Source organism: Streptomyces sp. NPDC030820 (assembly GCF_055572075.1).
The window spans coordinates 150,518-176,452 of record NZ_JBVIEB010000014.1 but is presented as its reverse complement, the minus strand read 5'-3'; the positions used below and the strand labels follow the sequence as shown (position 1 = coordinate 176,452).

Sequence of the window (25,935 nt, the reverse complement as noted above, 5' to 3'; positions counted from 1 at the left end):
CACCGTTTCCCCGAGGAGCCTCTTCCATGATTCCTGCCACCACCGACCCGACCGTCGCCCGTCTGCGCGAGTGGCTCACCGAGCGCATGGCGGTCTATCTGCGCCAGAGCCCGGCCGACATCGGCCCGCAGGTGCCGCTGGCCACCTACGGCCTGGACTCCGTCATCGCGCTCAGCCTGTGCGGCGATGTCGAGGACGAGTTCGGCATCGTCCTCGATCCGACCGTCGCCTGGGACTACCCGACCATCGAGGAACTCGCCGACCACCTCGCCGGGCTGGTGCCCGCGGATCTGCCGGGGAGTGCCGCTCGATGAACGCCGTCGCCATCGTCGGTCTCGACTGCCGCTTTCCCGGCGCCCCCGACCCGGCCGCCTTCTGGGACCTGCTGATGCGGGCCGGGGACGGCGGCGGCGAGGTCCCGCCGGACCGCTGGAGCGCCGCCGACTTCCACGACCCCGAGGGCGGGCCGGGCCGTACCAACACCACCCGGGGCGGTTTCCTCACCGACGCCGACGCCTTCGACAACGAGTTCTTCGCGGTCTCGCCCAAGGAGGCCGGCGCGATGGACCCGCAGCAGCGGCTGTTCCTGCAGACCGTCTGGCGGGCCCTGGAGGACGCGGGCCTGCCCCCGCACCAGCTCGCCGACACTGCGACCGGTGTCTACACCGGTGTCATGGCCGGCGAGTGGGGTCAGCTGCACCTGTCGCAGTACGACCATGTCACCGCCCAGAGCGGCCCCGGAAACGGTTACTGCATGATCGCCAACCGGGTGTCGTACCACCTCAACCTCAAGGGCCCCAGCCTCGCGGTGGACACCGCCTGCTCCTCCTCCCTGGTCGCCGTGCACCTCGCGGTCAACGCCCTGCTGTCCGGCGAGGTCGACACCGCGGTCGCCGGCGGGGTCAACCTCCAGCTCACCCCCGCGCTCGGCATCTTCTACACCGCCGCGGGCCTCTCGGCCCCCGACGGCCGCTGCAAGCCGTTCAGCGCCGACGCCGACGGCATCGGCCGCGGTGACGGCGTCGGCGCGGTCGTCCTGCGCCGCCTGGAGGACGCGCTCGCCGACGGACAGCAGATCTACGCCGTCATCCGGGGCACCGCCGTCAACCAGGACGGCCGCAGCAACGGCCTGACCGCGCCCAGCCGCTGGGCCCAGGAGGAGGTCCTCGCCCAGGCGCTGCGCCGGGCCGGTGTCGAGGCCCACCAGGTGGCCTTCGTCGAGGCGCACGGCACCGGCACCGCCCTCGGCGACATGATCGAGTCCAAGGCGCTCGGCCAGATCTACGGACAGGGCCGCACCAAGCCGTGCGCGATCGGCTCGGTCAAGGGCAACATCGGGCACACCGAGGCCGCCGCCGGCATCGCCGGGCTGATCAAGACGGCGCTCGCGCTGCACCACCGGATCGTGCCCGCGAGCCCCTTCGCCGCCCGCGAGAACCGCCGCCTCGACCTCGCGGGTCTCGGCCTGAAACTGCTGAAGTCGCCGCTCAGGCTGCCCTCCGGCACCCAGCTCGCCGGGCTCAGCAGCTTCGGCATGGGCGGCACCAACGCCCATGTCGTGCTGGAGACCTCGCCCGTGCGCGCCCGGCGCCCGCTCGCCGCCGACGGCAAGCCCCGGCCGGTGGTGTTCACGCTGAGCGCCAACAACCCCGACGGGCTGCTGCGCAACATCCGCGCCCAGGCCGAGAACCTCTCCCGCCGCGCCCAGGAACCCCTGGCGCCGCTGGCCTGGAGCAGCAACAAGGTCCGCACGACCCTGCCGTACCGGTTCGCGGTCACCGCCCGCACCACCTCCGAGCTGGTGGACCGGCTCACCGGCGCCGTCCGCGACGCCGAGGAGCTGGCCGCGCTCACCGGCCACCCCGAGGGCCGGCACCAGGTGGCGTTCCTGTTCACCGGGCAGGGCGCGCAGTTCCCCGGCATGACCAAGGCGCTGTACCGGGACTCGGCCGCCTACCGGCGCCACCTGGACGACGCCGACGACGCCCTGCTGCCGCACGTCGGCCGCTCGGTGCGCGACCTGCTGCTCTCCTGTGACGAGGCGATCCACCGCACCGAGAACGCCCAGCCCGCCCTGTTCGCCGTCGAGTACGCCATGGCCCGCACCCTGGGCGGCCTCGGCATCGAGCCGGACGCCGTACTCGGCCACAGCATCGGCGAGTTCGCCGCCGCCGTGACCGCCGGGGCGCTGTCCCTGGACGAGGCGGCCTGGCTGGTCGCGGCTCGCGGCAGCCTCATGCAGCGGCTGCCCGAGGGCGGCGGCATGCTGGCGGTCCGCGCCGCCGCCGAGGACCTGGCCGAACTCGTCGAGCAGGAGCCCGCGGTGGACGTGGCCGTGCTCAACGGCCCCGAGGCCACCGTGCTCTCGGGTGAACTGGAGGCGCTGAAGCGGATCGGGCGCGCGCTGCGCCGGCGCGACATCGGCGCCACCGCGCTGCGCGTCTCGCACGCCTTCCACTCCTCGCTGATGCGGCCCATGCTCGCCGAGTTCAACCGGATCGCCTCCGCCTGCCGGCCCCGCCCGCCGCACCGCCCGTTCTACTCGACCGTGCTCGGCCGGGCCCTGGACGGCGAACCGCTGGACGGCGGCTACTGGACCCGGCACGTCAGCGACCCGGTGCGGTTCGCCGAGGCCGTCACCGAGCTGGTCAAGGACGGGCCCCGGCTGCTGGTGGAGATCGGTCCCAAGCCCGTGCTCACCCCGCTGGTCCGCAAACTGCGGCTCGCCGACGACCTGCTCTGCCTCAACCCGGGCGCCGGGGAGACGGCCGGCGGCCACGAGCTCGCCGAGACCACCGCGGCCCTCTTCCGCGCCGGCCTCGCCCCCCGCTGGGAGGACCTGTACGAGGAGGAGGAACGCCGCTTCCAGCGGCTGCGCCCGTACGAGTTCGCCACCGGCCACCGCTACTGGTTCCGCACCACGGGTGCCGCCGGTCCCGCGATCACCTCCGTCACCTCGGCTCCGGCACCCGCCGCGGACGGCGGCGCGGACGGCCGCCGGGCCGGGACGACGGGGGAGCGGGTCGCCGACGCGGTGCTCGGCGCCATCGCCGAGACCGGCGGCTACGCGGCCGGCGAGATCGCCCTGCGCGCTCGGCTGTACGAGGACCTCGGCTTCGACTCCGTGACGATCATGCAGCTCAAGGCGCGGGTCGAGGCGAGCCTGCCGGAGACGGCCCACCTGTCCGTGCAGGAGCTGCTGCCCCATCTGTCGTCGGTGGGCGCCCTCATCGAGTTCCTGCGCGAGCACGCGGCCGCCACCGCCGCCTGACCCGACCCCCCGACCCTCACCCCTTGCCACCGGAAAGGCAGCCCATGTCCGTGACCGACGATCCGCAGGCGTACATCGCCTCGATCGGCACCGCCCTGCCCGGCGATCCCGTCGACAACCAGGAACTCGCGGGGCGCTTCGGCATCGACCCCGACTGGATCGAGGTGTTCATCGGCACCCGCACCCGGCACTTCGCCGTCGACCTCGACACCGGCACCCCCCGCCAGACCCTCGCCGAACTGGCCGCGCTGGCCGGCCACCGCGCGCTGACCGCCTCCGGTGTGGACCCCGACGACATCGGCTTCCTCGTCATGGGCACCGCCACCCCCGACGCGCTGATGCCCGCCACCGTCAACCTGGTCGCCGACCGGCTCGGCCTGGACCACCTGCCCACCTACCAGCTGCAGTCGGGCTGCGCCGGCGCCGTCCAGGCCCTCGACCTCGGCCGCACCCTGATCACCGGCGGCGGACACAGGGCCGGACTGGTGCTCGGCGGCGACGTGTGCGCCAAACACCTGCCGCTGGACCAGGACTTCAGCCGGATGCCGGCCTCCGAACTGGTCAACTTCGTGCTCTTCGGCGACGGTGCGGGGGCCGCCGTCCTGACCGCCGAACCGGCCGGCGCCCGGCTCGCCCTGCGCCGGGTGCTCAACCTGCTCACCGGCCTGGGCCGGGAACCGGGGCAGACCGTCGAGTGGTTCGGGGTCGCCGACCGCACCTCGGACCGGCAGCCCATCCGCGAGGACTACAAGTCCATCGAGCAGGCCGTGCCGGTGATGGCCTCCGAAACCCTGTGGGAGCTGCTCGACGAGCAGGGCTGGAGCGACTCCGACCTCGACTTCCTGCTGCCGCCCCAGCTGTCCGCGCGGATGACCGAGAAGATCGTCGCGCACATGGACGTGCCCGCCGCGGCCGAGGTGTCCTGCGTCGCCGACACCGGCAACACCAGCAACGCCCTGCCGTTCATGCAGATGGCCCGGCTCCTGGACCGCATCGAGACCGGCCAGAAGGCGATCGGCGTCGCCATCGAGTCCAGCAAGTGGATCAAGTCGGGCTACGCCCTGGAGAAGGTCTGACCACCATGACGGACATCACGGAAACAGCGACAGAAACCGTTTCAGCAATCACTTCGGCAACCGCTTCAGAAACCACTTCCGTAACCGCTTCGGCAACCGCGCCGGACGCCAAGCCGGACACCGCGCTGCTCGACGGCGCCGACGCGCTCGCCGCGATCCGCGGCTGGCACGCCGAAGCCCGGCTGGTGGAGCACTATCCGCAGGTCCTCGGACTGCTGCCGGGCCTGGACGCGGCCGCCCGCGGCTCGGTCGGACAGCTGCTGGCCCGGCTGGACGCCGAGGAGGTGCTGCGTCTGCACCCGCAGACGCCGGCCTTGACCGTGGCGATCACCGGCCACTCCACCCTGGCCGGTCTGGTCGCCCCGCTCACCGCTGAACTCGCCCGGCACGGACTGCTGTTGCGCCACCGCCTGAGCGACTACGACGGCTGGGTGCGCGACCTCGGCGACCCGCAGAGCGAGGTCTACCAGGACGGCACCGACCTGGTGCTGTGCGTGCTGGACGCGGAAACCGTCTTCGACGACCTGCCCGTGCCCTGGCGGGTGGAGGACGCCGAGGCCGCCCTCACCGCCCGGCTGAACCTCCTCGACTCCCTCGCCGGCACCTACGCCGCCCACGGCAGCGGTACCCTCGTCCTCAACACCCTGCCGCTGCTGCCCCGCTTCCCGCGCCAGCTGGTCGACCTGCGCTCGCGCACCCGGCTGTCCATCGCCTGGCGCGAGTTCAACGCCGACCTGCTGCGGCTGGCCGAGGCCCACCCGAACGTCCTCACCGTCGACCTCGACCCGCTGCTCGCCGCGGGCGGCCCCGCCGCCGACCCCCGCCTGAGCAGCTATGCCAAGGCCCGCCTGTCGGACGAGACCCTCGCCGGGTACGCCGTCGAGATCGGCCACCTGGCCCGCGCCCTGACCGGGCGCGCCAAGAAGGTCCTCGTCCTGGACGCCGACGGCACCCTGTGGGACGGCATCCTCGGCGACGACGGCCCCGAGGGCATCGCCGCCGCAGGCAGCTTCCGCGGCGAGGCGTTCGGCGACTTCCAGAAGGTGATCAAACAGCTCGGCGCCCAGGGCGTCCTGCTCGCCGTGTGCAGCAAGAACGACCGCGAGCCGCTGCTGTCGGTGGTCCGCGACCACCCGGACATGGTGCTGCGCGAGGACGACTTCGTGCACATCACCGCCAACTGGCAGCCCAAGGACGGCAATCTGCTCGCCCTCGCCGAACGCCTCAACCTCGGCGCCGACAGCTTCGTCTTCGCCGACGACAACCCCTTCGAGTGCGGCCTGGTCCGGGCCGGCGTCCCCGGCGCCGCCGTGATCGGCCTCGACGACGAGCCCGCCCTGCACATCGACAAACTCCTCGCCGACGGCTGGTTCGACGTGCGGGAACTCACCGACGCCGACCGCGGCCGCGGCGCCCAGTACCGCAGCGACGCCGCCCGCCGCGAACTGCAGGAGGCCTCCGGCTCCGCCGAGGAGTACCTGGCGAACCTCGGCGTCACCGTCACCTTCTCCCCGCCGGCCCCGCTGGAGGTCGCCCGGGTCTCCCAACTGACCCAGCGCACCAACCAGTTCAACCTCACCACCGTACGGCTGCAGCCGGAGCAGGTGCGTGAGCAGCTCGCCGACCCGGGCCGGCTGGTCCTCGCCATCCGCGCTTCCGACCGGTTCGGGGACAACGGCCTGGTCGGCGCCGTCTTCGCCCGCCACGCCGACGACGGACTGCACCTGGACAACATCCTGCTCTCCTGCCGGGTCTTCGCCCGCGGCATCGAACAGGCCTGCCTGGCCCACCTGTTGGAGGCCGCCCGCGCGGCCGGGGTGCCCGCGGTGCACGCCGAGTACCGGCCGACGAAGAAGAACCACCGGATGCGGTCCTTCTACCCGGACCACGGTTTCGCGGCCGTCACCGAGCCCGCCGAACCCGCCGAACCCGCCGGGACCGCCGAGGACGCCGGCGTGCTCCGCTTCCGGCACGACCTGACCACCATCGCCGCCGCGCCCGCCCATGTCGATCTGACCGCCGACCTCTCCGGCGCCTTCCAGTAGGGACTGCACACGCCATGGCCACCCTCACCACCCAGGACGACTACCTGCTCATCCTGCGCGACCTCGTCGGATTCCCCGTCGAGGCCGACGAACTCGACACCCCCTTCGACCGGTTGCGCGGCTGGGACTCCGTGCACCTGCTCAAGCTCGTCACCGCCATCGAACGCGAGACGGCCGTCCGGCTGCCGGTCACCCGGGTCCTGGAGGCCCGCTGCCTCGCGGAGATCTTCGCCCTGGCGGTGGCCGGATGAGCACCGGCGCCGTCCAGCGGTACGTCCCGGAACGCCAGCGCCGGCACACCCTGTACTTCCTGGAGTACGCCTTCGCCCGGCAGCGCTCGGTCCTGATCGACACCGAGATCGACATGAGCGCCGTCGCCGCACACCGGGCCGCCGCCCGGACCGCGGGCCGGCGGATCTCCCTGGTCAGCTATGTGGTGTGGGCCGGCGCCCGCGCGGTCGCCGCCCACCCCGAGGCCAACGCGGCCCTCACCGGCCGGTTCGCCCCGCGCATGGCCCAGTACCAGGGCACCACCGCGAAGGTCGCCCTCGACAAGACCTACCAGGGCCGGCGCGCGGTGTTCTCGGCACTCGTCCAGGACGCCGAGCGCCTGACGCTGGAGCAGATCCAGCAGGTCGTCGACCGGCACCGCGACGCCGACGCCGAACACTTCCCCCAGTTCGCGGGCGTCCGCCGGGTCAACCGGCTGCCCGCACCGGTCGGCCGGCTGCTGTTCCGCCGGCTGCTCAGTCGCCCGGAGGCCCGCCGCCGCGTCCTCGGCACCTTCTCGGTCAGCTGCCTCGGCCACCGGCCCGTCGACGCCTTCGCCGGCGCCGGCGGCACCGCCGTCACCCTCAACATGGGCCGGATGAGCGAGCGTCCCTGGGTCCAGGACGGGCGGCTGACCGTCGCCCCGGTCATGCGGCTGAACCTCACCTTCGACCACCGGGTGATCGACGGCGCGCTCGCCGCCGACCTCCTGGCAGACATCAAAGCCAGTCTGGAGGGCTTTCATGCCGGCACCTCCGCCGACCATTCCGCGGCCGGTACGGATCGGCTCCCCCCGGTCCTGGAAGGTCGTCCATGACGACCTCGCCCGGCTGGGCACGGCCGTGCTGTACGCGCCGGCCGGCGAATGGCGGCGGGACGAGCGGGACGAGGCGGGGCTGCGCCGGCTGCTCGGCCGCGACTGGGACCGCTATCAGTCCTTCGGCCACCCCGGGCTGCGCCGCCAGTTCGCCGCCTCCCGCGCCCTGCTGAAACAGGCCGCGGCGGTGGCCCTGCGGCTGGCCCCGGAGGACATCGAACTCGCCTACGGCCCCTCGGGGCGGCCGTATCTGCGCGGCTTCGACCAGATCGACCTCAGCCTCAGCCACACCGACGACATCCTGCTCGTCGGCATGACCACCCGCGGCCTGATCGGCGTGGACGTGGAGCGCTCCGACCGGCCCCTGTACGGCCCCGGCCTGGGCCGGCAGATCTGCACCCCGCACGAGCTGAAACAGCTGTCCCGGCTGCCCGAGCAGCGGCGCAACGCCGAACTGGTCCGGCTGTGGACCCTGAAGGAGGCGTACAGCAAGGCCATCGGACAGGGCATGCGGTTCCGCTTCACCCAGTTCGGCTTCGCCACCGACCCGGCCGACGGCCGGGTGCTGCGCCCGGACGGCCGGCGCGGCGGCGAGGAGTGGACCCTGCGCACCTACGCGCTGCCCGAGGGCTACTGCGCGAGCGCGGTGGTGGAGAACGCCGGCTTCGGCCGGCTCGACGACCCGGCCGCGGCCACCATGCTCGACCGCGACCTGGTCGTCGCCCTGACCAGCGCCCTCGCCGACCAGCCGGACCCCGCCGAGCCCCGCGACGAGCACCCTGCCGACGACCCCGCCAAGGAGACACCCCGATGACCCACGACCCGCATGCCCGGCACGACCTGGCAGAGCTGAAGAACTTCGTGCTGCTGCACGCCCGCGCCCTCGGCCTGGACGCCGAGGAGGCGGCCCTGGTGCGCGACCGCATCGACCGCGACGACGGCAGCGGCCGGCCCGGCAGCTGGGCGGGCGAGTGGACGGCCGCCGCCGAGACCCGCGAACACGCCGGTGATCTGCCCGGCGCCGTCGCCCGCTACATCCTCGCGAGCTTTCCCTACCCCGACAGCCTCGCCCGGCACCGGGCCCGCACCCGCGGCCAGGAGGTCTTCGACCGCTGGCGCTCCGCCCTGCCCGGCGTCGGCCGCCTCGACGTACGCACCCCGGCCGGCACCGTCCGCTGCTACACCGCCGGCCTGGACGCCGACCCGGCCCGCCCGGTGGTCGTGGTCACCGGCGGCATCGTGAGCGTCAAGGAACAGTGGTCGCCGTTCCTGCTCCTCGCCGAACAGGCCCATCTCGCCGTCGTCGTCGCCGAGATGCCCGGCGTCGGCGAGAACACCATGCCCTACCGCCGCGACAGCCACCAGCTGTACGGCGCCGTCCTCGACGCGCTCGACGGCCGCGCCGACACCTCCCACGCCGTCCTGGTCGCGCTCAGCTTCAGCGGGCACCTGGCGCTGCGGCACGCCGCCCAGAACCCGCGCATCCGCGGCATCGTCACCGTCGGCGCCCCCGTCGCCGCGTTCTTCACCGACCCCGCCTGGTGGCCGCGCATCCCCGCGCTCACCCTGGACACCCTGGCCCGGCTCACCGGCGTACGCCGGCCCGGACTGCGCGAGCACCTGACCGAATGGGCGCTCGCCGAGGACGAACTGCGCGCCCTGGACATCCCCGTGACCTATGTGCGCAGCCTGCGCGACGAGATCATCCCCGGCGCGGACGCCGAGCTGCTCGCCCGGCACGTGCCCGAGCTGGAACTGATCGAGTACGACGACGTGCACGGCTCACCGGGCCACGTCGACGAGGTCCGCGCCGCCCTCGCCCAGGCCGTACTGCGCATGACGGGCCGTCAGCCCACCGGCGCCCGGCCGACGGTGGGCTCGCTGCAGGGGAGCGGCGCATGACCGGCCCGAACCCCTATCTGCCGCACCCGCCCACCGGCGAGGCCCCGCTGCGCCTGTTCTGCTTCCACCACGCCGGCGGCAGCGCGGGCGCCTTCCGCGGCTGGCCGGACCTGCTCGGCCCCGGCATCGAGATCGTCCCCGTGCAACTGCCGGGCCGCGAGGGCCGGATCCGCGAACCCCGCTTCACCCGGCTCGCCCCGCTGGTCGAGGAGGTCTCCGACGCGCTCTCGGGCCTGCTGGACGTGCCGTACCTCTTCTACGGCCACAGCATGGGCGCCCTGCTCGCCCACGAGATCACCGCCCGGCTCCCGGAGGACGCCCGCAGACCCGAACTCCTCATCGTCGGCGGCTTCCCCGCGCCCCACCTGGGGCACGCCCTGAACCTGCCGCCGGGCCTGTCCGACGCCGAGCTGACCACCCTGCTGCTCGGCCTCGGCGGGCTGCCCGCCGAACTCGCCGACCGGCCCGAATGGCTGGAGGTGCTGCTGCCGGTCGTCCGCGACGACCTCACGGTCTGCGCCGACCACCGACCCGCCCCGCCCGAACCGCTGCCGGTGCCGATCCACGCCCTCGCCGGCCAGGACGACCTGCTCGTCGACGTGGACAAGGTGCTCGCCTGGCAGCGCCACACCTCCGTGTCCTTCCGCGCGGAGTCGCTGCCCGGCGGCCACTTCTTCGCCAAGGACCACCCCTCCGCCTTCTTCACCGCCCTCACCTGGGCGATCCGGGCCCGGCTGCCGCACGGCCCGATCCCGGTGCGGGCGGCGCGCTGAGCCCCCACCCGCGACCCGGCCGGGTCCCGCCCGACCGCGAACAGAACCGAGGTACACCATGTCATCCCCGTCCACCACGACCCCCACGCCGACCGCACCCGATCCCGCACCCGCCCCCGCCGCCGGACCCCGTGCCGTCCCCCCGCTGCGCGGGCTCGGCGGAGTCGCCCTGGCCGCGCTCGCGGTCGTGGCGCTGTTCGTGTGGATCGTCGGCGCGTCGATGAGCGCGCCGAAGCCGCACGACGTGCCGCTCGCCGTGGTAGCCCCCGCCCCCGTGGCCGCGCAGGCCGCCAAGCAGCTGTCGGCCGCCCAGCCCGGCGCGCTCGACGTGCGGACGTACGCCGACCCGGCCAAGGCCCGCCGCGCACTTCAGAAGCAGGACGTGAAGGGAGTCCTCACGCTCGGCCTCCGCAGCGACGAGGTGCTGGTCACCGGCGCTTCGGGCGACGCGGTCAAGCAACTGGTGACCACCGTCGGCGAGAAGGCCGCGGCCGAGGGGCACGTGCCGCTGAAGGTGACCGACGCCGGCCCGCTGCCGAGCGGCGACCGGCACGGACTGATCGCGTTCACCCTCATGGTGGCCCTCAGCCTGGCGGGCCTGGTCTTCCAGGGGCTGTTCGCGTTGCGGCTGCCCGCGCTCGGCCGATGGGCCTGGCTGGCCGCCGCGGCCGTGTTCTCGGCGGTTGCCGGGGTCGTCGCCGCGAGCGTGGCGGACCTGGTCCTCGGCGCCTTCCCTGGCCGCCTGTGGCAGGTCGCCGGGGTGGCGGCGCTGCTGTCCTTCGCGACGGTGGCCACGATCGCCGCCCTGCACCGCCTGCTCGGCCTGCTCGCCTTCCCGCTGTCGACCCTGCTGCTGCTCCAGCTGGGCATCGCGACGTCCGGCGGCCCCGTCCCGCGTGACTTCCTCCCCTCCTTCTACCGCGCGCTGTCCCCGGGAATGCCCGGCGCCGCCGAGGTACAGGCCGTACGCCGTCTGGCCTACCTCCACCAGGCCCCGGTGGCCTCCTCCCTGCTGGTCCTGGTGGCCTGGGCGGCGGCCGGCACCCTGATCACCCTGCTCGCCTGGCGCCTGCGGCCGGCCCCGGCGGCGCGGCCCGCGTCCTGAGGGGGGCACGGGTGCACACACTGCCGTACGACACCCACACCACAGGCACGCCCCGTCCCGGAGCCCGGCCCGGTGACGGGGCGAACGCCCCACGGCAGGCGCTCCTCGCGGGCGAGGACGACCACGACCCGGCCGAGTCCCACATCTTCCGGGGCATCGACTGACGGTCAGCCGATCGGTGCGTACAGCACGCCCAGTTTGTCGATCTCGTCGCCCGCGCGGCCGGTGAAGCCGACGATCTGCCAGCCGGACGGGGCGGTGAAGGTGGCCGTGTCCGTCGTCGCCGTACCGGCGGTCAGGGTGTGTCCTTCGTCGGTGGTGAAGGCCGCCGAGAAGATCCGGGTACGGCCGTCCTTCTGGCCCTCCGTCAGCTTCACCGAGGTGAGGTGTTCGCCGGCGGCGAGGGTCAGGGAGGCGGCCGTACCGCCCGTGCCGCCGTGACCGAGGACCGTGCCGTCGTCATGGGTGAGGGACACCGCGTCCAGCCGGGCGCCGCCGCGCAGGGTGAGGGTGCGCGGGGAGAGGGCGGCCGGGAGGTCGTCGGCGTCGTCGAACGCCGTACCGTGCGGGCCGCCGAAGAAGTCGCTCGCGCGGAGCCTCGGGTTGAGGGTGTAGGAGAAGTCGACGGTGTGCGGAAAATGGTCGGAGAGGTTTCCGCCGCTGGAGTCGAGGAACTTCGCCCACTCGTCGCTGTAACGGGTCGCGGTGAGCGAGACGAGGTCGCTGCCGCGGTAGAGCACCTTGTCCACCACCTCGCAGTCGTCCGGCGGCGCGGACGTCGGGCACAGCAGCGGGTCGGCGCCCTGCGCGGGGGCCGTACCGCCCTTGATCAGCTGCACCCAGGCGTCGGACAGGTGGTTGCCGTCGACGAGCGTGCGGATGTTGTCGCCGGTCCTGGTGTAGCGGGTGTTGGTGTCGCCCATCACGATCACCGCGTCGCCTGCCGAGTTGGCCTGGATGAACTGCGACAGCTGGGTGATGTTGGCGCGGCGGGCGGCGAGGGCGTCGTCGGTGTCGTCGGCGTTGGGGTGGAGGTTGTACAGGTCGACGTACACGCCTTCCGCAAGGCGTACCCGGGCCAGCGTGAAGCCCTTCGGGGTCAGGCAGTTGGTGCCGGTGCAGTCGTGCCACCTGACCCGCTCGAAGTCCTCGAAGGGGTAGCGGGACAGGGTGTTGAGGCCGTCACCGATGCCCGCGCCGCCGCTGGTGGCCGTGCGGTAGGGATGGTCGTCGCCCGCGTACAGCGCCGCGTGGTAGTTGAAGTCCTCCTGGACGTTGACGATGTCGTAGCCCGCCAACCTCGGTGAGATCAGCGGCGTGTCGGTGGCCGGATGGCTGGAGCTGAGCCCTTCCGGCAGGCCCGCCACGTTGTACGTCAGCACGCTGAACGTGCCCGAGCCGGCGGCCTGCGCCGGGACGGCGGCCAGGCCGAGCCCGCTGAGGGCGAGCGCACCGGCCGCGAGGACGCGAAGGAGTCGTCTCATGGGTCGCCAGTTCATGTTCATGTCAACTCACTTTGTGTTTGCGTGAGCGTGGCCGGCCGGGTGGGGTGCCGGCCGGCCGCGCTGGGTGTCGGGATCGTGGTGGTCAGTCGGCCTCCGAGTCGGGGGCGGTGGAGAACACGAAGGAGAACTCCGCCGGTTCGGCCCGCAGGTGGTACTGGGGCAGCGGGGCCGGGCCGCAGGACTGGGAGCCGATGCCGTGCTGGCCGTGGTCCAGGTTGACCCACACGCCCGCGGCGGAGCCGCTGTCGGACGCGGTACCGGGGACGAGATCGGTGCGGTGCGCGGCGGCGTCCAGCTGCTCCGTGGTCCAGCGGCGCGCGGTGAGCCAGAACGCCGGGTCGCCCTCGATGCGCAGGCCACCGAGCTCGGCCCAGCGCACGTCGATGCGGGCGCCGTTCTCCTGGGGACGGACGTACGGCGTCTGCATACCGTCCACGGTCGACTCCCAGCGGCCGATCACCGCCGCCGTCCTGGTGTCCGGGTACGCCTCACCGGGGCCGCCGCCGTACCACTGCACACGGTCGGCCCCGGACAGCCCGAAGCGGATGCCGAGCCGGGGGAGGGGGACGGTCCAGTCGCCCTCGGGGGTCATGCTCACGGTCAACCGCAGCCGGTCTCCGTCCGAGGTCCAGCGGTACACCGTCGACAGCCCCAGCTCCCGCGCCGCCGGAGCCACCCGGGTGCGGACCGTCAGGGTGTGCTCGCCGGTCTCCACCGCGTCCAGCCGGTGCCGCATCCGGTGCAGGCCGAGCCCCCGCCACAGCAGGCCGTAGCGCAGGTCGGGCTGCCAGGGGGCGCCGTCGTCGTTGTCGGTGGTGGCTCGCCACACGTCCAGGCGCAGCCCGGAGACGGGCACGTCACCGACGGCCGTCAGAGCGCCGGTGCGGGCGTCGAAGGTGCCGGGGCCGAGGGTGATCACGCCGTCGCCCGACACCGGGCGGGCCGTCGCCGCGACCGTGGGTACCCGGCGCTCCGACGCCGGGACCTGGCCCCAGGCCACCACATGGCCCTTCGCCGCCCAGGCGGTGTCCGCCGCGAGCGCCGCCCGGACCGTCCAGAGGGCCTCGCCGGCCGGCGCCCCGGCCGGCGGCGCGGGCAGCTTGACGTCGGCGGACTCGCCGGGCGCCCGCGCCGGCACCGACAGCGTGCCGGACTCCACCGTCTCCCCGTCGACCTCGTACGACCACGAGAACGCCAGCGCCGACACGTCCGCGAAGTCCTGCTTGTTGGTGATCCGGACCGTGCCGTCGCCGAAGTCGCCGGCGATGCCGACCGGTTCGATCACCTTCTTGAACTCGACCAGGCCGGGGGAGGGCTCCCGGTCCGGGAAGAGCAGGCCGTCGCAGACGAAGTTGCCGTCGTGCAGCTCCTCGCCGAAGTCGCCGCCGTAGGCGTGGCCCAGCTCCGGATGGGCGATGCCGTGGTCGATCCACTCCCAGACGAAGGCGCCCTGCAGCCGGTCGTACGACTCGAACAGCCGCTGGTAGTCGGCGAGTCCGCCGGGGCCGTTGCCCATGGCGTGCGCGTACTCGCAGAGGATGAAGGGCAGTCGGCGGCGCTTGAGGCTGCCGCCGTCCAGGCCCTGGCCGATCCGCTCGACCTCGGCGTGGTCGGCGTACATCCGTGAGTACATGTCCGTGTCACGGCAGGTGGGGTCGCCCTCGTAGTGGATCAGGCGGGAGGAGTCCCGGCCGCGGATCCACTCGGCCATCGCGGTCAGGCCGCGGCCGGTGCCGGCCTCGTTGCCCAGCGACCAGACGACGATCGACGGGTGGTTCTTGTCGCGTTCGACCATGCGGGACGCCCGGTCCAGCAGGGCCGGGGTCCAGCGGTCGTCGTCGACGGGGTTGTCCCGCCAGCCCTGCTCGGTGAAGCCGTGGGTCTCCAGGTCGCACTCGTCGATCACCCACAGCCCGTACTCGTCGCACAGGTCCAGGAAGGCCGGGTGCGGGGGGTAGTGGGAGGTGCGGACGGCGTTGATGTTGTGCCGTTTCATCAGCAGCACGTCCTCGCGCATGGTGGCGAGGTCCAGTGCGCGGCCCTTCTCCGGATGCCACTCGTGCCGGTTGACGCCCTTGAAGAGGACCGGCCTGCCGTTGACCTTGATCCGGCCGTCCGACAGTTCGACGGTGCGGAAACCGATGCGCAGCGGCACCCGCTCGCCCTCGGTGGCCAGTTCCCCCTCGTACAGCCTGGGTGTTTCCGCCGACCACGGCTCGACCGGCACGGTCACGCTCTCGCCCGTCGCGGTGTCGATACCGAGCTCGGAAACGGTGACCCGGCCGTCCACGTCGCAGTCGACGCGCAGGGTGCCGGTGCCGGCGCGGTGGTCGTAGGAGGCGTGCACGAAGAAGTCGAGGGCGGCGCCGGCCGGGCGGTGCAGCAGGGTGACGTCACGGAAGATGCCCGGCAGCCACCACTGGTCCTGGTCCTCCAGATAGGAGCCGGCCGACCACTGGTGGACCCGGACCGCCAGGACATTACCTTCGGGCCTGAGCAGATGGCCGACGGCGAACTCGTGCGGCAGCCGGGAGCCCTTGAACTCGCCGAGGTCCGTGCCGTTCAGCCACACCCGGGCGCAGGACTCCACCCCGTCGAAGCGCAGCACGGCACCCCCGTCCGACGGCCAGTCCTGAGGCAGGTCGAAGACCCGCAGATGGTCGCCGGTGGGGTTCTCGGTCGGCACCCGGGGCGGATCGACGGGGAACGGGTAGAGGTGGTTGGTGTAGATGGGGGAGCCGTGCCCCTGGAGGACCCAGTGGCCGGGGACCTGGATCTGAGCCCAGTCTCCGGCGTCGTACCCCTCCTCGGCGAAGGAGTCGTCCTCGGCGTCGGCCGTCGGCGACAGCCGGAAACACCAGCTGCCGTTCAGAGAAAGGGACTTGGCGTCCGAGGACGCGTACCACGCACGGGGTGGCAGCGTCCCCGTGCCCGGCGAGACGTCCTCGACGTAATCGGTGACGGTGCGGTTGCTCAACGACATCGGTCTCCTAGCTCAGCCCTTGATGCCGGTCTGTGCGATCCCCTGCACCAGCCAGCGCTGGAGGAAGAGGAACACGAGCAGCAGCGGCAGGATGGAAATGGCGGCCGCCATGAAGATCTGGTGGAAGACGACGGTCTGGTTGGTGATGTACGAGGAGAGCGCGACCTGGACGGTCCACGAGTTCGGGTCCTGCCCGATGACCAGCGGCCACAGAAACGCGTTCCAGCCGTTGATGAACGTGATCGTCGCGATCGCCGCGAAGAAGTTCAGCGAGTTGGGGACGACGACCCGCCAGTACGCGCCCCAGTAGCCGAGCCCGTCCACGCGCGCCGCCTCCTCCAGCTCCTTGGGGAACCCGAGGAAGTACTGCCGGAACAGGAAGCAGGTGAAACCGCTGAACAGCCCCGGAATGATCAGGCCCCGGTAGCTGTCCACCCAGCCGAGGGACGAGACCAGCACGAAGCTCGGTACGAAGGTCACCGAGGTCGGGACCATCAGGGTGCCCAGGACGACGTAGAAGATCTTGTTGGCGTGCCGGTACGGAATGCGGGCCAGGGCGTAACCGGCGAGCGAGCACACCAGCAGGATGCCGACGGTCATGGAGACGGCGACGATCGTGGAGTTCACCAGCGACCGGGCGAACGGTACCGACTGGTCGTCGAACAGCTCGCCGATGTTGCCCCAGCGGAGGTGCGTCGGGAAGAACTCCCAGTGTTCGCCGGTGATCTGGGCGTCGGTGGAGAGCGCGTTGCGCAGCAGCACGTAGAACGGGATCAGGAAGAGGAAGGCGGCGACACCGGTGGCGACCCAGAGGCCGGTGCTGCCCATCGTCCCGCCCCTGCGTTTGGTGGTCACTTGGACTCCTCCCCCCTTCCGAAGCCCATGAGCCTGCCCTGGAACAGGGTCACGACGACGATCAGCGCGGTCAGGATGACGGCGCCCGCGCTGCCGGCGCCGTAGTCCTGTTCCGTGCCCAGGGCCGTGTAGTACAGCTCGACCAGCGGGGGGCGGCCCCAGGTCGTCTTGTCGAGCAGGTTGAAGAACTCGTCGAAGGCCTGGTAGGCGGCGATGAGCAGCAGCAGGATCACCGCGGTGGACGTGGCGCGCAGCTGGGGCAGCGTGATGTGCCGGAAGGTCTGCCAGCCCGGCCTGGCGCCGTCGATGGCGGCGGCCTCGTACAGCTCGGCGGGGATGTTCTGCAGCGCGGCCAGGAAGAGGATCATGTAGAAACCGGACTGCAGCCACAGCCGCGCCGTGACGATGACCAGCCAGTACCAGGGTGGACTCGGGCTCGCCAGCCAGGCGATGTTGTCGATCCCGAACCAGCCGAGGACCGTGTTCATCAGGCCGAAGCGCACGCCGCTGAACAGGGACATCTTCCAGATCAGCGACGCGGCGACATAACTGCACGCGGTCGGCAGGAAGAACACCGACCGGAAGAACGCCCGCATGAACCGCAGCCGGTTCACCAGCAGGGCGAGCCCGAGCGACACCGCCCAGGTGGTGGGCACGATGAACGCGGCGAAGACGGTGAAGGTGCCGAGCGAGTGGACGAACTTGGGGTCCGTCAGCATGTACGTGTAGTTGTCGAAGCCGATGAACCTGCTCGGCGTGACGGTGAAGCGGGCGTCGAAGAAGCTGAGGTAGACGCTCCAGACGATCGGCACGTAGATGAAGACGATCAGCCCGATGAGGAAGGGGCTGATGAAGAGCCAGAAGTTGAAGGTGCGGCTGCCCCGCAGGCCCCGCCAGGTCCGGGCCGGTGCGGCCTTCGCCGGGGCGGGGCTCGCGAGGGCGGGCTTGGTGGTCGTCGACATGTCGTGGTCCGTCCGCCGGCCTATCCGAAGAGCTTCTTGAGCTCGCGGTTCACGGCCTTGTCGCAGGTGTCGAGCGCCGCCCCCGGGTCACCGTCCTTGCGGACACAGTCGGCGATGACGTCCCAGGTCGCCTGGATCATGGCCTGGGTCCAGCCGATGTTGTCGAAGTGCCCGTAGTCGTTGAAGAGCTTGACCCCCTGCGCGGGCAGACCCGACTTGAGCTTGGTGGCCGATGCGGCGATCGAGGAGCGCGGCGGGATGTGGAAGCCGTACGAGGTCGAGAAGTCCTCCTGGTACTGCTTCTGGTCGATCCACAGCCACTTCACGTACTCCTTGGCCGCGTCGACGTCGCCCCCCTTGGCGTTGACGAACATCGACCAGCCGCCGTTGTAGACCGAGGGCTTGCCGGAGTCGACGGTCTTCGGGAAGGGGAAGATCCCGAGGTCGTCGCCGAGCGCCTTCTGGAACTGCGGCATGGCCCACATGCCGCAGAACTGGATGGCGCACAGGCCCTGGCTGAGCGAGGAGGGGTCCCAGAAGTCCGTCGGGGCGCCGAGGAGCAGATGGCCGCTGGTGAAGAGCTTGCGCAGCTTCTTCAGGCCCTCGATGACGCCCGGCGTGTGGTAGGCGATCTGGTTCTTGTCGTCGAGGGTGTCGGCGCCCGCGGACCAGATCAGCGGGTTGACGATCGCGTGCAGGTCGTTGCCGAGATAGACGCCCTTCATCTTGCTGGTGGTGAGCTTGGCGGCGGCCTCGATCAGCTCGTCGAGGGTCTCGGGGACCTTGACGCCGGCCTTCTCGAAGAGCGAGGGCCGGTAGAAGAAGAACTGCGGGTCGTCGATCATCCGGACGCCGTAGATCTTCCCGTCGACGGTGTGGGACTTGATGTCGGCCGCGTTGAAGTCGTCCTTGACCGGATTGACGAGGTCGCTCAGATCCGCCACCTGACCGCTCTTGACCATCTGGATCTGCGGGTGGAACTCGAAGACATCGGGCGCGTTCTTGGTGAGCAGGGTGGCGAAGAGCTTGCTCTCGTAGTCGGCACTGGTGATCCACTGCGTGGTCACGTTCGCCTTCTGGTACGCGGCGGCGTACCGCTTGAGCGCCTGCTCCACGCCCGGCTCGCCGTAGGCGTGGAACATCTGGGTGAGCTGCTTGCCCGAACCGGAGCCTCCGCCCCGGCCGTTGTTGCTGCCGCACGCCGCGAGCGGGGCGGCGACGGCCAGTCCGGCAGCGGCGCGGAGTATCGAGCGGCGGTCCCAGGTGTTGTTGCGCTGTGCCGACATGGTGACGTCCTTGTCTGTCGAGGTGCGGGTGCGGGTGCGGCTAAGGCTGGTGCGGGACGTTAAGCTTCGGCTAATGCTTCGGCAAGGGGTTGGACGAAGTCTGTTCGAAGCGTTGTGCCTGGTTCGGAATTCCGAACGGCCTGATGAGGAAAGGGAGATGAGGGCCGCCGGGTCAGAGGAGTGGCCGGCGGCCCTCGGTCAGGGAAGAGTGGCGGCTACTGCCGGGTCCAGGCCTCGTTGGCGCCGCCGTTGCAGCTGTACACAATCACCTTGCTGCCGTCGGCGGTCGCCTGTCCGCTGACGTCCAGGCACGTGCCCGACGCCTCGTTCACGATCTGCCCGTTGCCGTTCAGCAGCCACTGCTGAGTGCCGTCGTCCGTGGCGGCCGCGGTGGCCGTCAGGCCCGAACTCCCCGCTGTCAGGTAGCCGTTGGCGTCCTTCAGGGTGCCCTTCGCGTCGTACGACCACGACTGGCCCGCCGCGCCCGTGCAGGAGGCGAGCGTGGCCCCCGAGGCGTCGGCGGTCAGGCACTTGCCGGACTGATTGCCGACCAGGGCGCCGGTGAGCGCCGTACCGCCCTGGCCCGTCCGGTCGAAGACATAGGTCGTGATGGAGCGGGCGGCCAGGGTCGCGGACACCGTTCCGCCGGCGACGGCCGGTTTCGCGACCTTCGCCCAGTTCTCCTCCGCCGAGGTCCGCACGGCCTGTGTCGTCCGCACCGGCGCCTTGCTGTTGAAGTGCAGGTTCAGCGCGGTGTCGGTGCTGTTGTGGTTGTTCACCACGACCACCCACTGCCCGGTGGGGGTGCCCCCGGGCGAGTCTGTTCGAGCCTGGGGGAGGTCGTACGACGACACCTCCACGCCGTCCGGAGCCCCGGTCACGTCGTGTGCGACCGCGCCCGGCCGGACGAACCTGCTGTACTGGCCCAGCGCGTAGTACCGCTTGGTGAAGTACAGCTTCTGGTTGCCGTTCGTCGCGTAGTCGGGGTCGTAGTAGATCAGGCCGTCGTTCCAGCCCTGGTCGTTCCTGGTGTTCGGATCGGTGCCGTAACCGCTGGCGAGCGCCACCCACCACTGGAACGCCGAGTCGTGGGAGACCGCGAAGTCCTTGTAGATGATCCGCGACATCAGCAGGGCGTTGTCGATGGTCGGGTCGTACTCCTGGTTCCAGCCCGTGGTGCCCTTGCCGAAGCAGCAGATCTCGGTTGCCCAGGGCGTCTTGCCGACCGACTTCGCCGTTTCGTAGACGTTTCCGAGCTGGCCGTCGTCGGGGTTGTTGTACGTGTGATGGGCCAGCTTGGACACGTAATGCGCGGTGCCGGGCTGCGTGATCCACTGCGGGACCTCGCTGGTGAACTGCGTGGTCTTGCTGGACTCGTCCGCGATGATGCCCGTCTTCCGGTGCCGGGCCCGCTGCTCGGCGCCCAGCGCGCGCACGATGTCGTCGCGCTGGTCGACGGGCACCGGCATGCCCTCCTGACCGCAGTCGGCGAAGCTGTTGTCCGGCTCGTTGAAGGGGCTGATGTAGTCCAGCCGCACGCCCTGCCGCGCGAAGTGATCGGTCACGTCGGCGATGTACTTCGCGAAGTCGGTCTCGTTCTCCGCCTTCAACTGGCCGCCGCAGCTCTTGCCGTTGGTCGTCCACCGGGCGGGCGCGCTGTTCACGAAGCCGATCAGATCCTTGACGCCGTACTGCGCGGCGTACTTCAGGAAGGTCCTGCCGCCCTTGTCCTTGCTCCAGTCGTAGGAGCCGTCGGAGGCGAGGAAGTCCTCGGCGGCGCGGGCCGGCGTGGTGACCGCGACACCTCCGCCGCCGATGTTGTAGCGGTACGAGCTCAGGGCCAACCCCTGTTGGGAGAACAGGAGTCGGCCGACCCGTGCCTGGACCTTCGGGTCGAAGTGCTGGAGTTCGTTGACCCACCAGGCGCCGGACGCGCCGATGTTGTCGATGGTCTGGGCGGCGTGGGGGGAGACCTCGGCGGCCGCCGGGGCGGCGTCGGCACTCGCGGTCGGGGAGCTGAGGAGGGCCCCGGTGACGGCCAGTGCGGCGGAGGCTGTCAGCAGCAGGAATCTCTTGCGGGGGTGAGACACATGCATCCCTTCCGTCGTCATGAAGGCGGTGCGGTACGGCTCCTTGCGTTGCTGCTTCTTGCTGACCTCTGCCCGACGGACTGCAGCGCCCCTTCCAGCGCGAACGTGGCCGCGCCGAGGGACACCGGGTCGGTGGGGATCGGGGAGAGGACGATCTCGGTGGCGGCGAGCGGCCGGCGCAGCGCGTGCCGGGCGACGGCCTGGCGGACCTCGCCGAGCAGCGGCTCCCCCAGCCGGGCGGCGACCCAGCTGCTGAGCACGACCACTTCGGGGTTGAGGAGGTTGATCAGGTCGGAGATGCCGGCGCTCAGGTAACGGGCGGTGTCCCGGACCACTTTGAGGGCCACCGGATCGCCCGCGGCGACCGCGCCGGCCAGGGCGTCGACGGTGGCGGTCTGGTCCTCGGGATGCAACAGCGGGGACTGCGGGCTGAGTTCGCGCAGGTTCTGCATGATGCCGGGCGCGCCGACGTATGTCTCGACACAGCCGTGATTGCCGCAGTGGCACAGCCGCCCGTCCAGCACGAGCGTGGTGTGGCCCCACTCGCCGGCGCTGTTGCTCACGCCCCGGTGCAGGCCGCCGCCGAGGGCGAGACCGGCGCCGACCCCCGTGCCCAGATTGACCACGACCGCGTCCCCGCGGCCCCGCGCGGCCCCGAACCACAGCTCGGCCACCGCGCAGGCGCGCAGCGGATTGTCCAAGTACAGGGGATAGGCGATGTGTTCGCTGAGCAGGTCGAGCAACGGCACGTCGTGCCAGTCCCAGTTGGGCGCGTACTCGGCGACGCCGGTGTCCCGGTCCACCTGGCCCGGCACGCTCACCCCCACGCCGAGCACCCGGGCCGCCTCGACACCGGCCTGCGCCACCACCGAGCCGACGGCCGCGGCCACATGCCCGACCACCTGCTCCGGACGGCTCTCACCGGGCCGCATGTCCTCGTCGGCGCGGGCCAGCACGTTCAACGCCAGGTCGAACAGCTCGACATGGACGTACGTCTCCGCGATGTCGACGCCGATCAACGCGCCCCCCGACGCGTTGACGGCGACCAGGCCCCGGGGCCGGCCGCCGGCGGAGTCCTCGAACCCCACTTCGGTGATCATGCGGAGGTCGAGCAGCTCGCCGACCAGCGTGGCGACCGTGGCCAGGCTCAGTCCGGTGGCGGCGGCCAGCTCCTGCCGGGAGGTGGGAGACTCGGCGATGATCTGGCGCAGCACCTCGTAGCGGTTCGCGGTGCGGATGTCACGTGATGTGCGCTTCAATGCGGCTGCCCCTCCCATCCCGTCCGGCCGGACCAGGCCGGGGCGACATGGGCACCGGCGCGGGCGTCAGGCTATGGGCTGGGACGTCCTTTCGGCAAGGGCTTTGGAAAGGGGTTGGAGAAAGTCTGTGCCCGGGTGGCCTCAGTCGTTGGGGAGGCCGAGGTGGTCCCGCACGAAGGCGTTGGCGAACGTACCGGAAGGATCCACGGACCGGCCCAGCCGCCGGAAGTCGTACAACCGTGGGTACCGCCTGCGGAGTACGGCCGACGGGATCTCGAAGACCTTCCCCCAGTGCGGGCGCGGATCGAACGGGTCCAGCACCTCCTCCAGTCGGCGCACCACCGGCAGCACCGCCGCCTCGTCCCGGACCCAGGTGAAGTGCAGTGCGACCGAATCCCGTCCGTGGCCCGGGCTCAGCCACTGCGTGTCGGCGGCGACCGTACGCACCTCGCAGGTCTGCAGCACCCCGGCGACCGTCTCCCGGATGCCCTCGATCGCATGCAGGGCGTCGAGGGCCGCCGACCTGGGCAGCAGGTACTCCGACTGGATCTCCTCCCCGCTGCTCGGCGTGAACTCCGCCCGGAAGTGCGGCAGCCGCTCGTGCCACGGCCCGGGCACGCCCAGCTGCTCGGTGCAGTTCTGCGCGGGCATGCCGGGCACCGGATGCAGCGGACCCGCCGCGGGCGCGGCCCACGGGAAGTCCACCGCCGGCCGGTCCGTGCGCCGCTTGACCCACACTTGCCGGAAGCCCGGCTGCCGCCAGTCCGTGAACAGGCTCACGCTGTACCCCGCGGCCGTCACGGCATCGAAGTCCAGCCCCTTCAGCGGGAGTTCGGTGTAGACCCGCTGCTCCACCTCGTAGGCCGGCTCCAGGTCGAGCGTGAGCGCGGTGACGACGCCGAATGCGCCGAGGGAGGTCACGAAACCGTCGAACCGCGCATCGTCCCGGCCCATCGTCCCGGTCGTGCCGTCCGCGACGACCATCTCCACCTCCCGGACCGCCGACGCGAGGGGGCCGTTGTGCACGCCCGAGCCGTGCGTGCCCGTCGCCACGGAACCGGCCACCGAAATGTGCGGCAGAGACGCCATGTTGGCCAGGGCGAGACCGTGCGCGTGGACCGTGCGGGCCAGTTCGGCGTAGCGGACCCCGCCCGACACCCGGACCGTGCGCGCCGCCGTGTCGACGTCGATCACCCGCGGCAGCCCGGCGGTGGACAGCAGCACGCCGTCGGCACCCGGGTCGGCGATCCGGTTGAAGGAGTGCCCGCTGCCCAGCACCCGCACCCGCTCACTGCGCGCCACCAGCGCCGCCAGTGCGTCGAGCGTGCGCGGACGGTGGAACTCCCGCGCGGCGTAGGTGATGGTGCGCGCCCAGTTGGTGACCGTCCCGGCGGTCTCGGCCGTCCCTGTCACAGTTGCGTCCCTCCCGGAGAGTGCGTGTGCGCCGACCCTCTCATCCGCGGTGGCCCGGAGGAGGATGCTTCTACGGATTTCGTCGTCGCAACCGCATTCATCGACGTATCCGGAATTTGACTGGCCTGACTAGTGCGATATCGATACCTTGCGGACCATGCCCCAGGAACCGCTTCCCGCCCGCCTGCCCGTCACCGACCGCACCCGCCATCGCCGGCTGCGCGAGCAGGGCAGCCTGGAACGCGCGGAACTGGAGGCGATCCTCGACGCCGCCTTCGTCTGTCACCTCGGGGTGCTGGTCGAGGGGCGGCCGGTCGTCGTGCCCACGGTGTACGGGCGGGACGAGCGGTGGCTGTATCTGCACGGGTCGGTGGCCGGCCGCAGCCTCGCCGGTGACACGCCGGTGTGTGTGACGGTCACCCATGTGGACGGGCTCGTGCTCGCCCGGTCCGTCTTCGAGCACGGCGTCAACTACCGCAGCGCCGTGATCCACGGCACGCCCCGCAAGGTCACCGACCCCGAGGAGAAGCTGGAGGGGCTGCGCCGGCTCACCGAGCACTCCGCGCCGGGACAGTGGTCGTACGCCCGTGGCCCCAACCGCAAGGAACTGGCCGCCACCACCCTCCTCGCCCTCTCCCTCGAAGAAGCCTCCGTCAAGATCCGCACCGGCGCCCCGGACGACGGCGACGGCCCCGACGCCGCGCTCGGCCTGTGGGCCGGGGTGCTGCCGCTGACCACGGTCTGGGGCACCCCGGAGCCCGACCCGGCGCTGCCGGCCCAGGCCGCCGTACCGGACCACATCGCACGCCGTGCGGGGACCCGGCACGGCTGAGCCGCAGGCGGGGGCATACGGTGTGAGACGTACGCCTGAACCGGGAGGAGACAGACGGATGGGCAGTCGTACCGCGCTGGTCGAGGATCTGATGGAGCGGTTCCCGCACGTGCCACGGGAAGCCGTCTTCAAGGAGGACCTGCTCCGCGGCGGCGTCGCCTTCGACCCGTCCGCCCTCAGCGACAACGAGACCGGCGAGGTCAAACCGAAGTCGTACTTCATCTTCTCCTTCGACCACGGCACCCTGCCCGAACTCGGCGAGGCCGCGCTGCGGCGCCCGCCGGAGGAGATCATCCTCACCGGCGGCCCCTACGACCTGCGCCGTACCGTCGTCTCCGTACGGGTGAACCCGGCCTCCCCGTACCGGGTGGCCGCCGACGAGGACGGGCTGCTCGGGCTCTACCTCGACGGCAAGCGGATCGCGGACGTCGGCGTGCCGCCGATGCCGGAGTACTACCGGCACACCCTCTCCAACGGGAAGTCCGTGATGGAGGTGGCCCCGACCATCCAGTGGGGTTACCTGATCTATCTCACCGTCTTCCGGGTCTGCCAGTACTTCGGCGCCAAGGAGGAGTGCCAGTACTGCGACATCAACCACAACTGGCGCCAGCACAAGGCGGCGGGCCGACCGTACACCGGTGTGAAGGACGTCGAGGAGGTGCTGGAGGCCCTGGAGATCATCGACCGGTACGACACCCAGAAGACCTCCACCGCCTACACGCTGACCGGCGGCGCCATCACGAAAACGGTTGCCGGGCGCGACGAGGCCGACTTCTACGGCCACTACGCCAAGGCCATCGAGGAGCGCTTCCCGGGCCGCTGGATCGGCAAGGTCGTCGCCCAGGCGCTGCCCAAGGCCGACGTGCAGCGGTTCAAGGACTACGGCGTGCAGATCTACCACCCCAACTTCGAGGTGTGGGACCGCCGGCTGTTCGAGCTGTACTGCCCCGGCAAGGAGCGGTACGTCGGCCGCGACGAGTGGCACAAGCGGATCCTGGACTCCGCCGAGGTCTTCGGCGCGCGCAATGTGATCCCCAACTTCGTGGCGGGCGTGGAGATGGCCGAGCCGTTCGGGTTCACCACGGTGGACGAGGCGATCGCGTCGACCACCGAGGGCCTGCGCTTCTTCATGTCGCACGGCATCACGCCCCGCTTCACCACCTGGTGCCCGGAGCCCACCACCCCGCTCGGCAAGGCCAACCCGCAGGGCGCGCCGCTGGAGTACCACATCCGCCTCCTCCAGGCCTACCGTCAGACGATGGAGGACTTCGGGCTCTCCTCCCCGCCCGGCTACGGCCCGCCCGGACCCGGCCGCGCCGTCTTCTCCGTCAGCTCCTTCATGGACAGCCTGCCCGCGGGCGAACCCACGGAGGCGGAGACGCCGGCCGACGTGTGATCCCGCGCACCGGGCCCGCCCCGCGTTGAGCGCGACGGTGTCTGCATCCGTACAACAGGCCGGAGTTGTGGGTTCGTCGCGTCACGCATCGGTCC

At 71.5% G+C, this 25,935-nt stretch carries 21 protein-coding genes; 13 read left to right on the top strand and 8 right to left on the bottom strand.

Annotated features, from left to right (window positions below; all coding sequences use genetic code 11):
• Positions 1-26 precede the first annotated feature (26 nt).
• From ACZ418_RS33415 to ACZ418_RS33365, 11 genes are read left to right on the top strand one after another with little or no spacing between them, the layout of a single operon-like run.
• A complete protein-coding gene (locus ACZ418_RS33415; protein ID WP_468370653.1) occupies positions 27-314 on the top strand; it encodes an acyl carrier protein in 288 nt (95 codons plus the stop codon).
• Positions 311-3,271, top strand: coding sequence for a type I polyketide synthase (locus tag ACZ418_RS33410; protein WP_468370651.1), 2,961 nt, complete (start codon positions 311-313; stop codon positions 3,269-3,271). The genes ACZ418_RS33415 and ACZ418_RS33410 overlap by 4 nt, the downstream gene beginning before the upstream one ends.
• 44 nt (positions 3,272-3,315) lie before the next feature.
• Positions 3,316-4,347: a 3-oxoacyl-ACP synthase III family protein gene (locus ACZ418_RS33405; RefSeq protein ID WP_468370650.1), complete on the top strand. Its 1,032-nt coding sequence runs from the start codon at positions 3,316-3,318 to the stop codon at positions 4,345-4,347.
• A 5-nt stretch (positions 4,348-4,352) separates the two neighbouring features.
• A complete protein-coding gene (locus ACZ418_RS33400) occupies positions 4,353-6,392 on the top strand; it encodes an HAD-IIIC family phosphatase (protein ID WP_468370648.1) in 2,040 nt (679 codons plus the stop codon).
• A 14-nt stretch (positions 6,393-6,406) separates the two neighbouring features.
• Positions 6,407-6,643 (top strand): acyl carrier protein, encoded by a 237-nt coding sequence (locus ACZ418_RS33395; RefSeq protein ID WP_451008257.1) that lies wholly within the window; start codon positions 6,407-6,409, stop codon positions 6,641-6,643.
• Positions 6,640-7,479, top strand: a complete 840-nt coding sequence (locus tag ACZ418_RS33390; RefSeq protein ID WP_468370646.1) for a 2-oxo acid dehydrogenase subunit E2 — start codon at positions 6,640-6,642, stop codon at positions 7,477-7,479. Before ACZ418_RS33395 ends, ACZ418_RS33390 begins: the two co-directional genes overlap by 4 nt.
• Entirely contained in the window at positions 7,406-8,293 is an 888-nt protein-coding gene (locus tag ACZ418_RS33385; RefSeq protein WP_468370644.1) for a 4'-phosphopantetheinyl transferase family protein, read from the top strand. The genes ACZ418_RS33390 and ACZ418_RS33385 overlap by 74 nt, the downstream gene beginning before the upstream one ends.
• Positions 8,290-9,381: an alpha/beta fold hydrolase gene (locus ACZ418_RS33380; protein WP_468370642.1), complete on the top strand. Its 1,092-nt coding sequence runs from the start codon at positions 8,290-8,292 to the stop codon at positions 9,379-9,381. Before ACZ418_RS33385 ends, ACZ418_RS33380 begins: the two co-directional genes overlap by 4 nt.
• Positions 9,378-10,154: a thioesterase II family protein gene (locus ACZ418_RS33375; RefSeq protein WP_468370641.1), complete on the top strand. Its 777-nt coding sequence runs from the start codon at positions 9,378-9,380 to the stop codon at positions 10,152-10,154. The genes ACZ418_RS33380 and ACZ418_RS33375 overlap by 4 nt, the downstream gene beginning before the upstream one ends.
• A gap of 58 nt (positions 10,155-10,212) precedes the next feature.
• Positions 10,213-11,259 carry an ABC-2 transporter permease gene (locus ACZ418_RS33370; protein WP_468370639.1) on the top strand — a complete coding sequence of 349 codons (1,047 nt, stop codon included), beginning with the start codon at positions 10,213-10,215 and terminating at the stop codon, positions 11,257-11,259.
• 11 nt (positions 11,260-11,270) lie between these two features.
• Positions 11,271-11,423, top strand: a complete 153-nt coding sequence (locus ACZ418_RS33365) for a hypothetical protein (RefSeq protein WP_468370638.1) — start codon at positions 11,271-11,273, stop codon at positions 11,421-11,423.
• Positions 11,424-11,426: 3 nt separating this feature from the next.
• Here the strand turns inward: ACZ418_RS33365 and ACZ418_RS33360 are convergent, their stop codons facing one another.
• From ACZ418_RS33360 to ACZ418_RS33325, 8 genes are all read right to left on the bottom strand, one after another.
• Positions 11,427-12,743 (bottom strand): jacalin-like lectin, encoded by a 1,317-nt coding sequence (locus ACZ418_RS33360; RefSeq protein WP_468370636.1) that lies wholly within the window; start codon positions 12,741-12,743, stop codon positions 11,427-11,429.
• Positions 12,744-12,846: 103 nt separating this feature from the next.
• Positions 12,847-15,747, bottom strand: coding sequence for a glycoside hydrolase family 2 TIM barrel-domain containing protein (locus ACZ418_RS33355; protein ID WP_468370635.1), 2,901 nt, complete (start codon positions 15,745-15,747; stop codon positions 12,847-12,849).
• 12 nt (positions 15,748-15,759) lie between these two features.
• Positions 15,760-16,575 (bottom strand): carbohydrate ABC transporter permease, encoded by an 816-nt coding sequence (locus ACZ418_RS33350; protein ID WP_468370749.1) that lies wholly within the window; start codon positions 16,573-16,575, stop codon positions 15,760-15,762.
• 23 nt (positions 16,576-16,598) lie between these two features.
• Positions 16,599-17,564 carry a carbohydrate ABC transporter permease gene (locus ACZ418_RS33345; RefSeq protein ID WP_468370634.1) on the bottom strand — a complete coding sequence of 322 codons (966 nt, stop codon included), beginning with the start codon at positions 17,562-17,564 and terminating at the stop codon, positions 16,599-16,601.
• A gap of 20 nt (positions 17,565-17,584) precedes the next feature.
• A complete protein-coding gene (locus ACZ418_RS33340; protein WP_468370632.1) occupies positions 17,585-18,850 on the bottom strand; it encodes an ABC transporter substrate-binding protein in 1,266 nt (421 codons plus the stop codon).
• 215 nt (positions 18,851-19,065) lie between these two features.
• Entirely contained in the window at positions 19,066-20,946 is a 1,881-nt protein-coding gene (locus ACZ418_RS33335; RefSeq protein ID WP_468370631.1) for a glycoside hydrolase, read from the bottom strand.
• 11 nt (positions 20,947-20,957) lie between these two features.
• Entirely contained in the window at positions 20,958-22,199 is a 1,242-nt protein-coding gene (locus ACZ418_RS33330; RefSeq protein WP_468370629.1) for an ROK family transcriptional regulator, read from the bottom strand.
• Between the two features lie 141 nt (positions 22,200-22,340).
• Positions 22,341-23,612, bottom strand: coding sequence for an FAD-binding protein (locus ACZ418_RS33325; RefSeq protein ID WP_468370627.1), 1,272 nt, complete (start codon positions 23,610-23,612; stop codon positions 22,341-22,343).
• A gap of 157 nt (positions 23,613-23,769) precedes the next feature.
• On the opposite strand from ACZ418_RS33325, the gene ACZ418_RS33320 reads away from it, so the two are divergent.
• Together ACZ418_RS33320 and ACZ418_RS33315 are read left to right on the top strand one after the other, a co-directional pair.
• On the top strand, positions 23,770-24,444 hold the full coding sequence (locus ACZ418_RS33320; RefSeq protein ID WP_468370626.1) for a pyridoxamine 5'-phosphate oxidase family protein: 675 nt from the start codon (positions 23,770-23,772) through the stop codon (positions 24,442-24,444).
• A gap of 58 nt (positions 24,445-24,502) precedes the next feature.
• Positions 24,503-25,840 carry a radical SAM protein gene (locus ACZ418_RS33315; protein WP_468370624.1) on the top strand — a complete coding sequence of 446 codons (1,338 nt, stop codon included), beginning with the start codon at positions 24,503-24,505 and terminating at the stop codon, positions 25,838-25,840.
• Positions 25,841-25,935 lie beyond the last annotated feature (95 nt).

Bases quoted from the DNA above. Each gene is read 5' to 3' on its own strand.
- ACZ418_RS33335 (WP_468370631.1), bottom strand. From the start codon at position 20,946: ATGCATGTGTCTCACCCCCGCAAGAGATTCCTGCTGCTGACAGCCTCC.
- ACZ418_RS33345 (WP_468370634.1), bottom strand. From the start codon at position 17,564: ATGTCGACGACCACCAAGCCCGCCCTCGCGAGCCCCGCCCCGGCGAAG.
- ACZ418_RS33385 (WP_468370644.1), top strand. From the start codon at position 7,406: ATGCCGGCACCTCCGCCGACCATTCCGCGGCCGGTACGGATCGGCTCC.
- ACZ418_RS33415 (WP_468370653.1), top strand. From the start codon at position 27: ATGATTCCTGCCACCACCGACCCGACCGTCGCCCGTCTGCGCGAGTGG.
- ACZ418_RS33350 (WP_468370749.1), bottom strand. From the start codon at position 16,575: ATGGGCAGCACCGGCCTCTGGGTCGCCACCGGTGTCGCCGCCTTCCTC.
- ACZ418_RS33410 (WP_468370651.1), top strand. From the start codon at position 311: ATGAACGCCGTCGCCATCGTCGGTCTCGACTGCCGCTTTCCCGGCGCC.
- ACZ418_RS33360 (WP_468370636.1), bottom strand. From the start codon at position 12,743: ATGAGACGACTCCTTCGCGTCCTCGCGGCCGGTGCGCTCGCCCTCAGC.
- ACZ418_RS33320 (WP_468370626.1), top strand. From the start codon at position 23,770: ATGCCCCAGGAACCGCTTCCCGCCCGCCTGCCCGTCACCGACCGCACC.
- ACZ418_RS33405 (WP_468370650.1), top strand. From the start codon at position 3,316: ATGTCCGTGACCGACGATCCGCAGGCGTACATCGCCTCGATCGGCACC.
- ACZ418_RS33315 (WP_468370624.1), top strand. From the start codon at position 24,503: ATGGGCAGTCGTACCGCGCTGGTCGAGGATCTGATGGAGCGGTTCCCG.
- ACZ418_RS33340 (WP_468370632.1), bottom strand. From the start codon at position 18,850: ATGTCGGCACAGCGCAACAACACCTGGGACCGCCGCTCGATACTCCGC.
- ACZ418_RS33355 (WP_468370635.1), bottom strand. From the start codon at position 15,747: ATGTCGTTGAGCAACCGCACCGTCACCGATTACGTCGAGGACGTCTCG.
- ACZ418_RS33375 (WP_468370641.1), top strand. From the start codon at position 9,378: ATGACCGGCCCGAACCCCTATCTGCCGCACCCGCCCACCGGCGAGGCC.
- ACZ418_RS33390 (WP_468370646.1), top strand. From the start codon at position 6,640: ATGAGCACCGGCGCCGTCCAGCGGTACGTCCCGGAACGCCAGCGCCGG.
- ACZ418_RS33380 (WP_468370642.1), top strand. From the start codon at position 8,290: ATGACCCACGACCCGCATGCCCGGCACGACCTGGCAGAGCTGAAGAAC.
- ACZ418_RS33395 (WP_451008257.1), top strand. From the start codon at position 6,407: ATGGCCACCCTCACCACCCAGGACGACTACCTGCTCATCCTGCGCGAC.
- ACZ418_RS33370 (WP_468370639.1), top strand. From the start codon at position 10,213: ATGTCATCCCCGTCCACCACGACCCCCACGCCGACCGCACCCGATCCC.
- ACZ418_RS33400 (WP_468370648.1), top strand. From the start codon at position 4,353: ATGACGGACATCACGGAAACAGCGACAGAAACCGTTTCAGCAATCACT.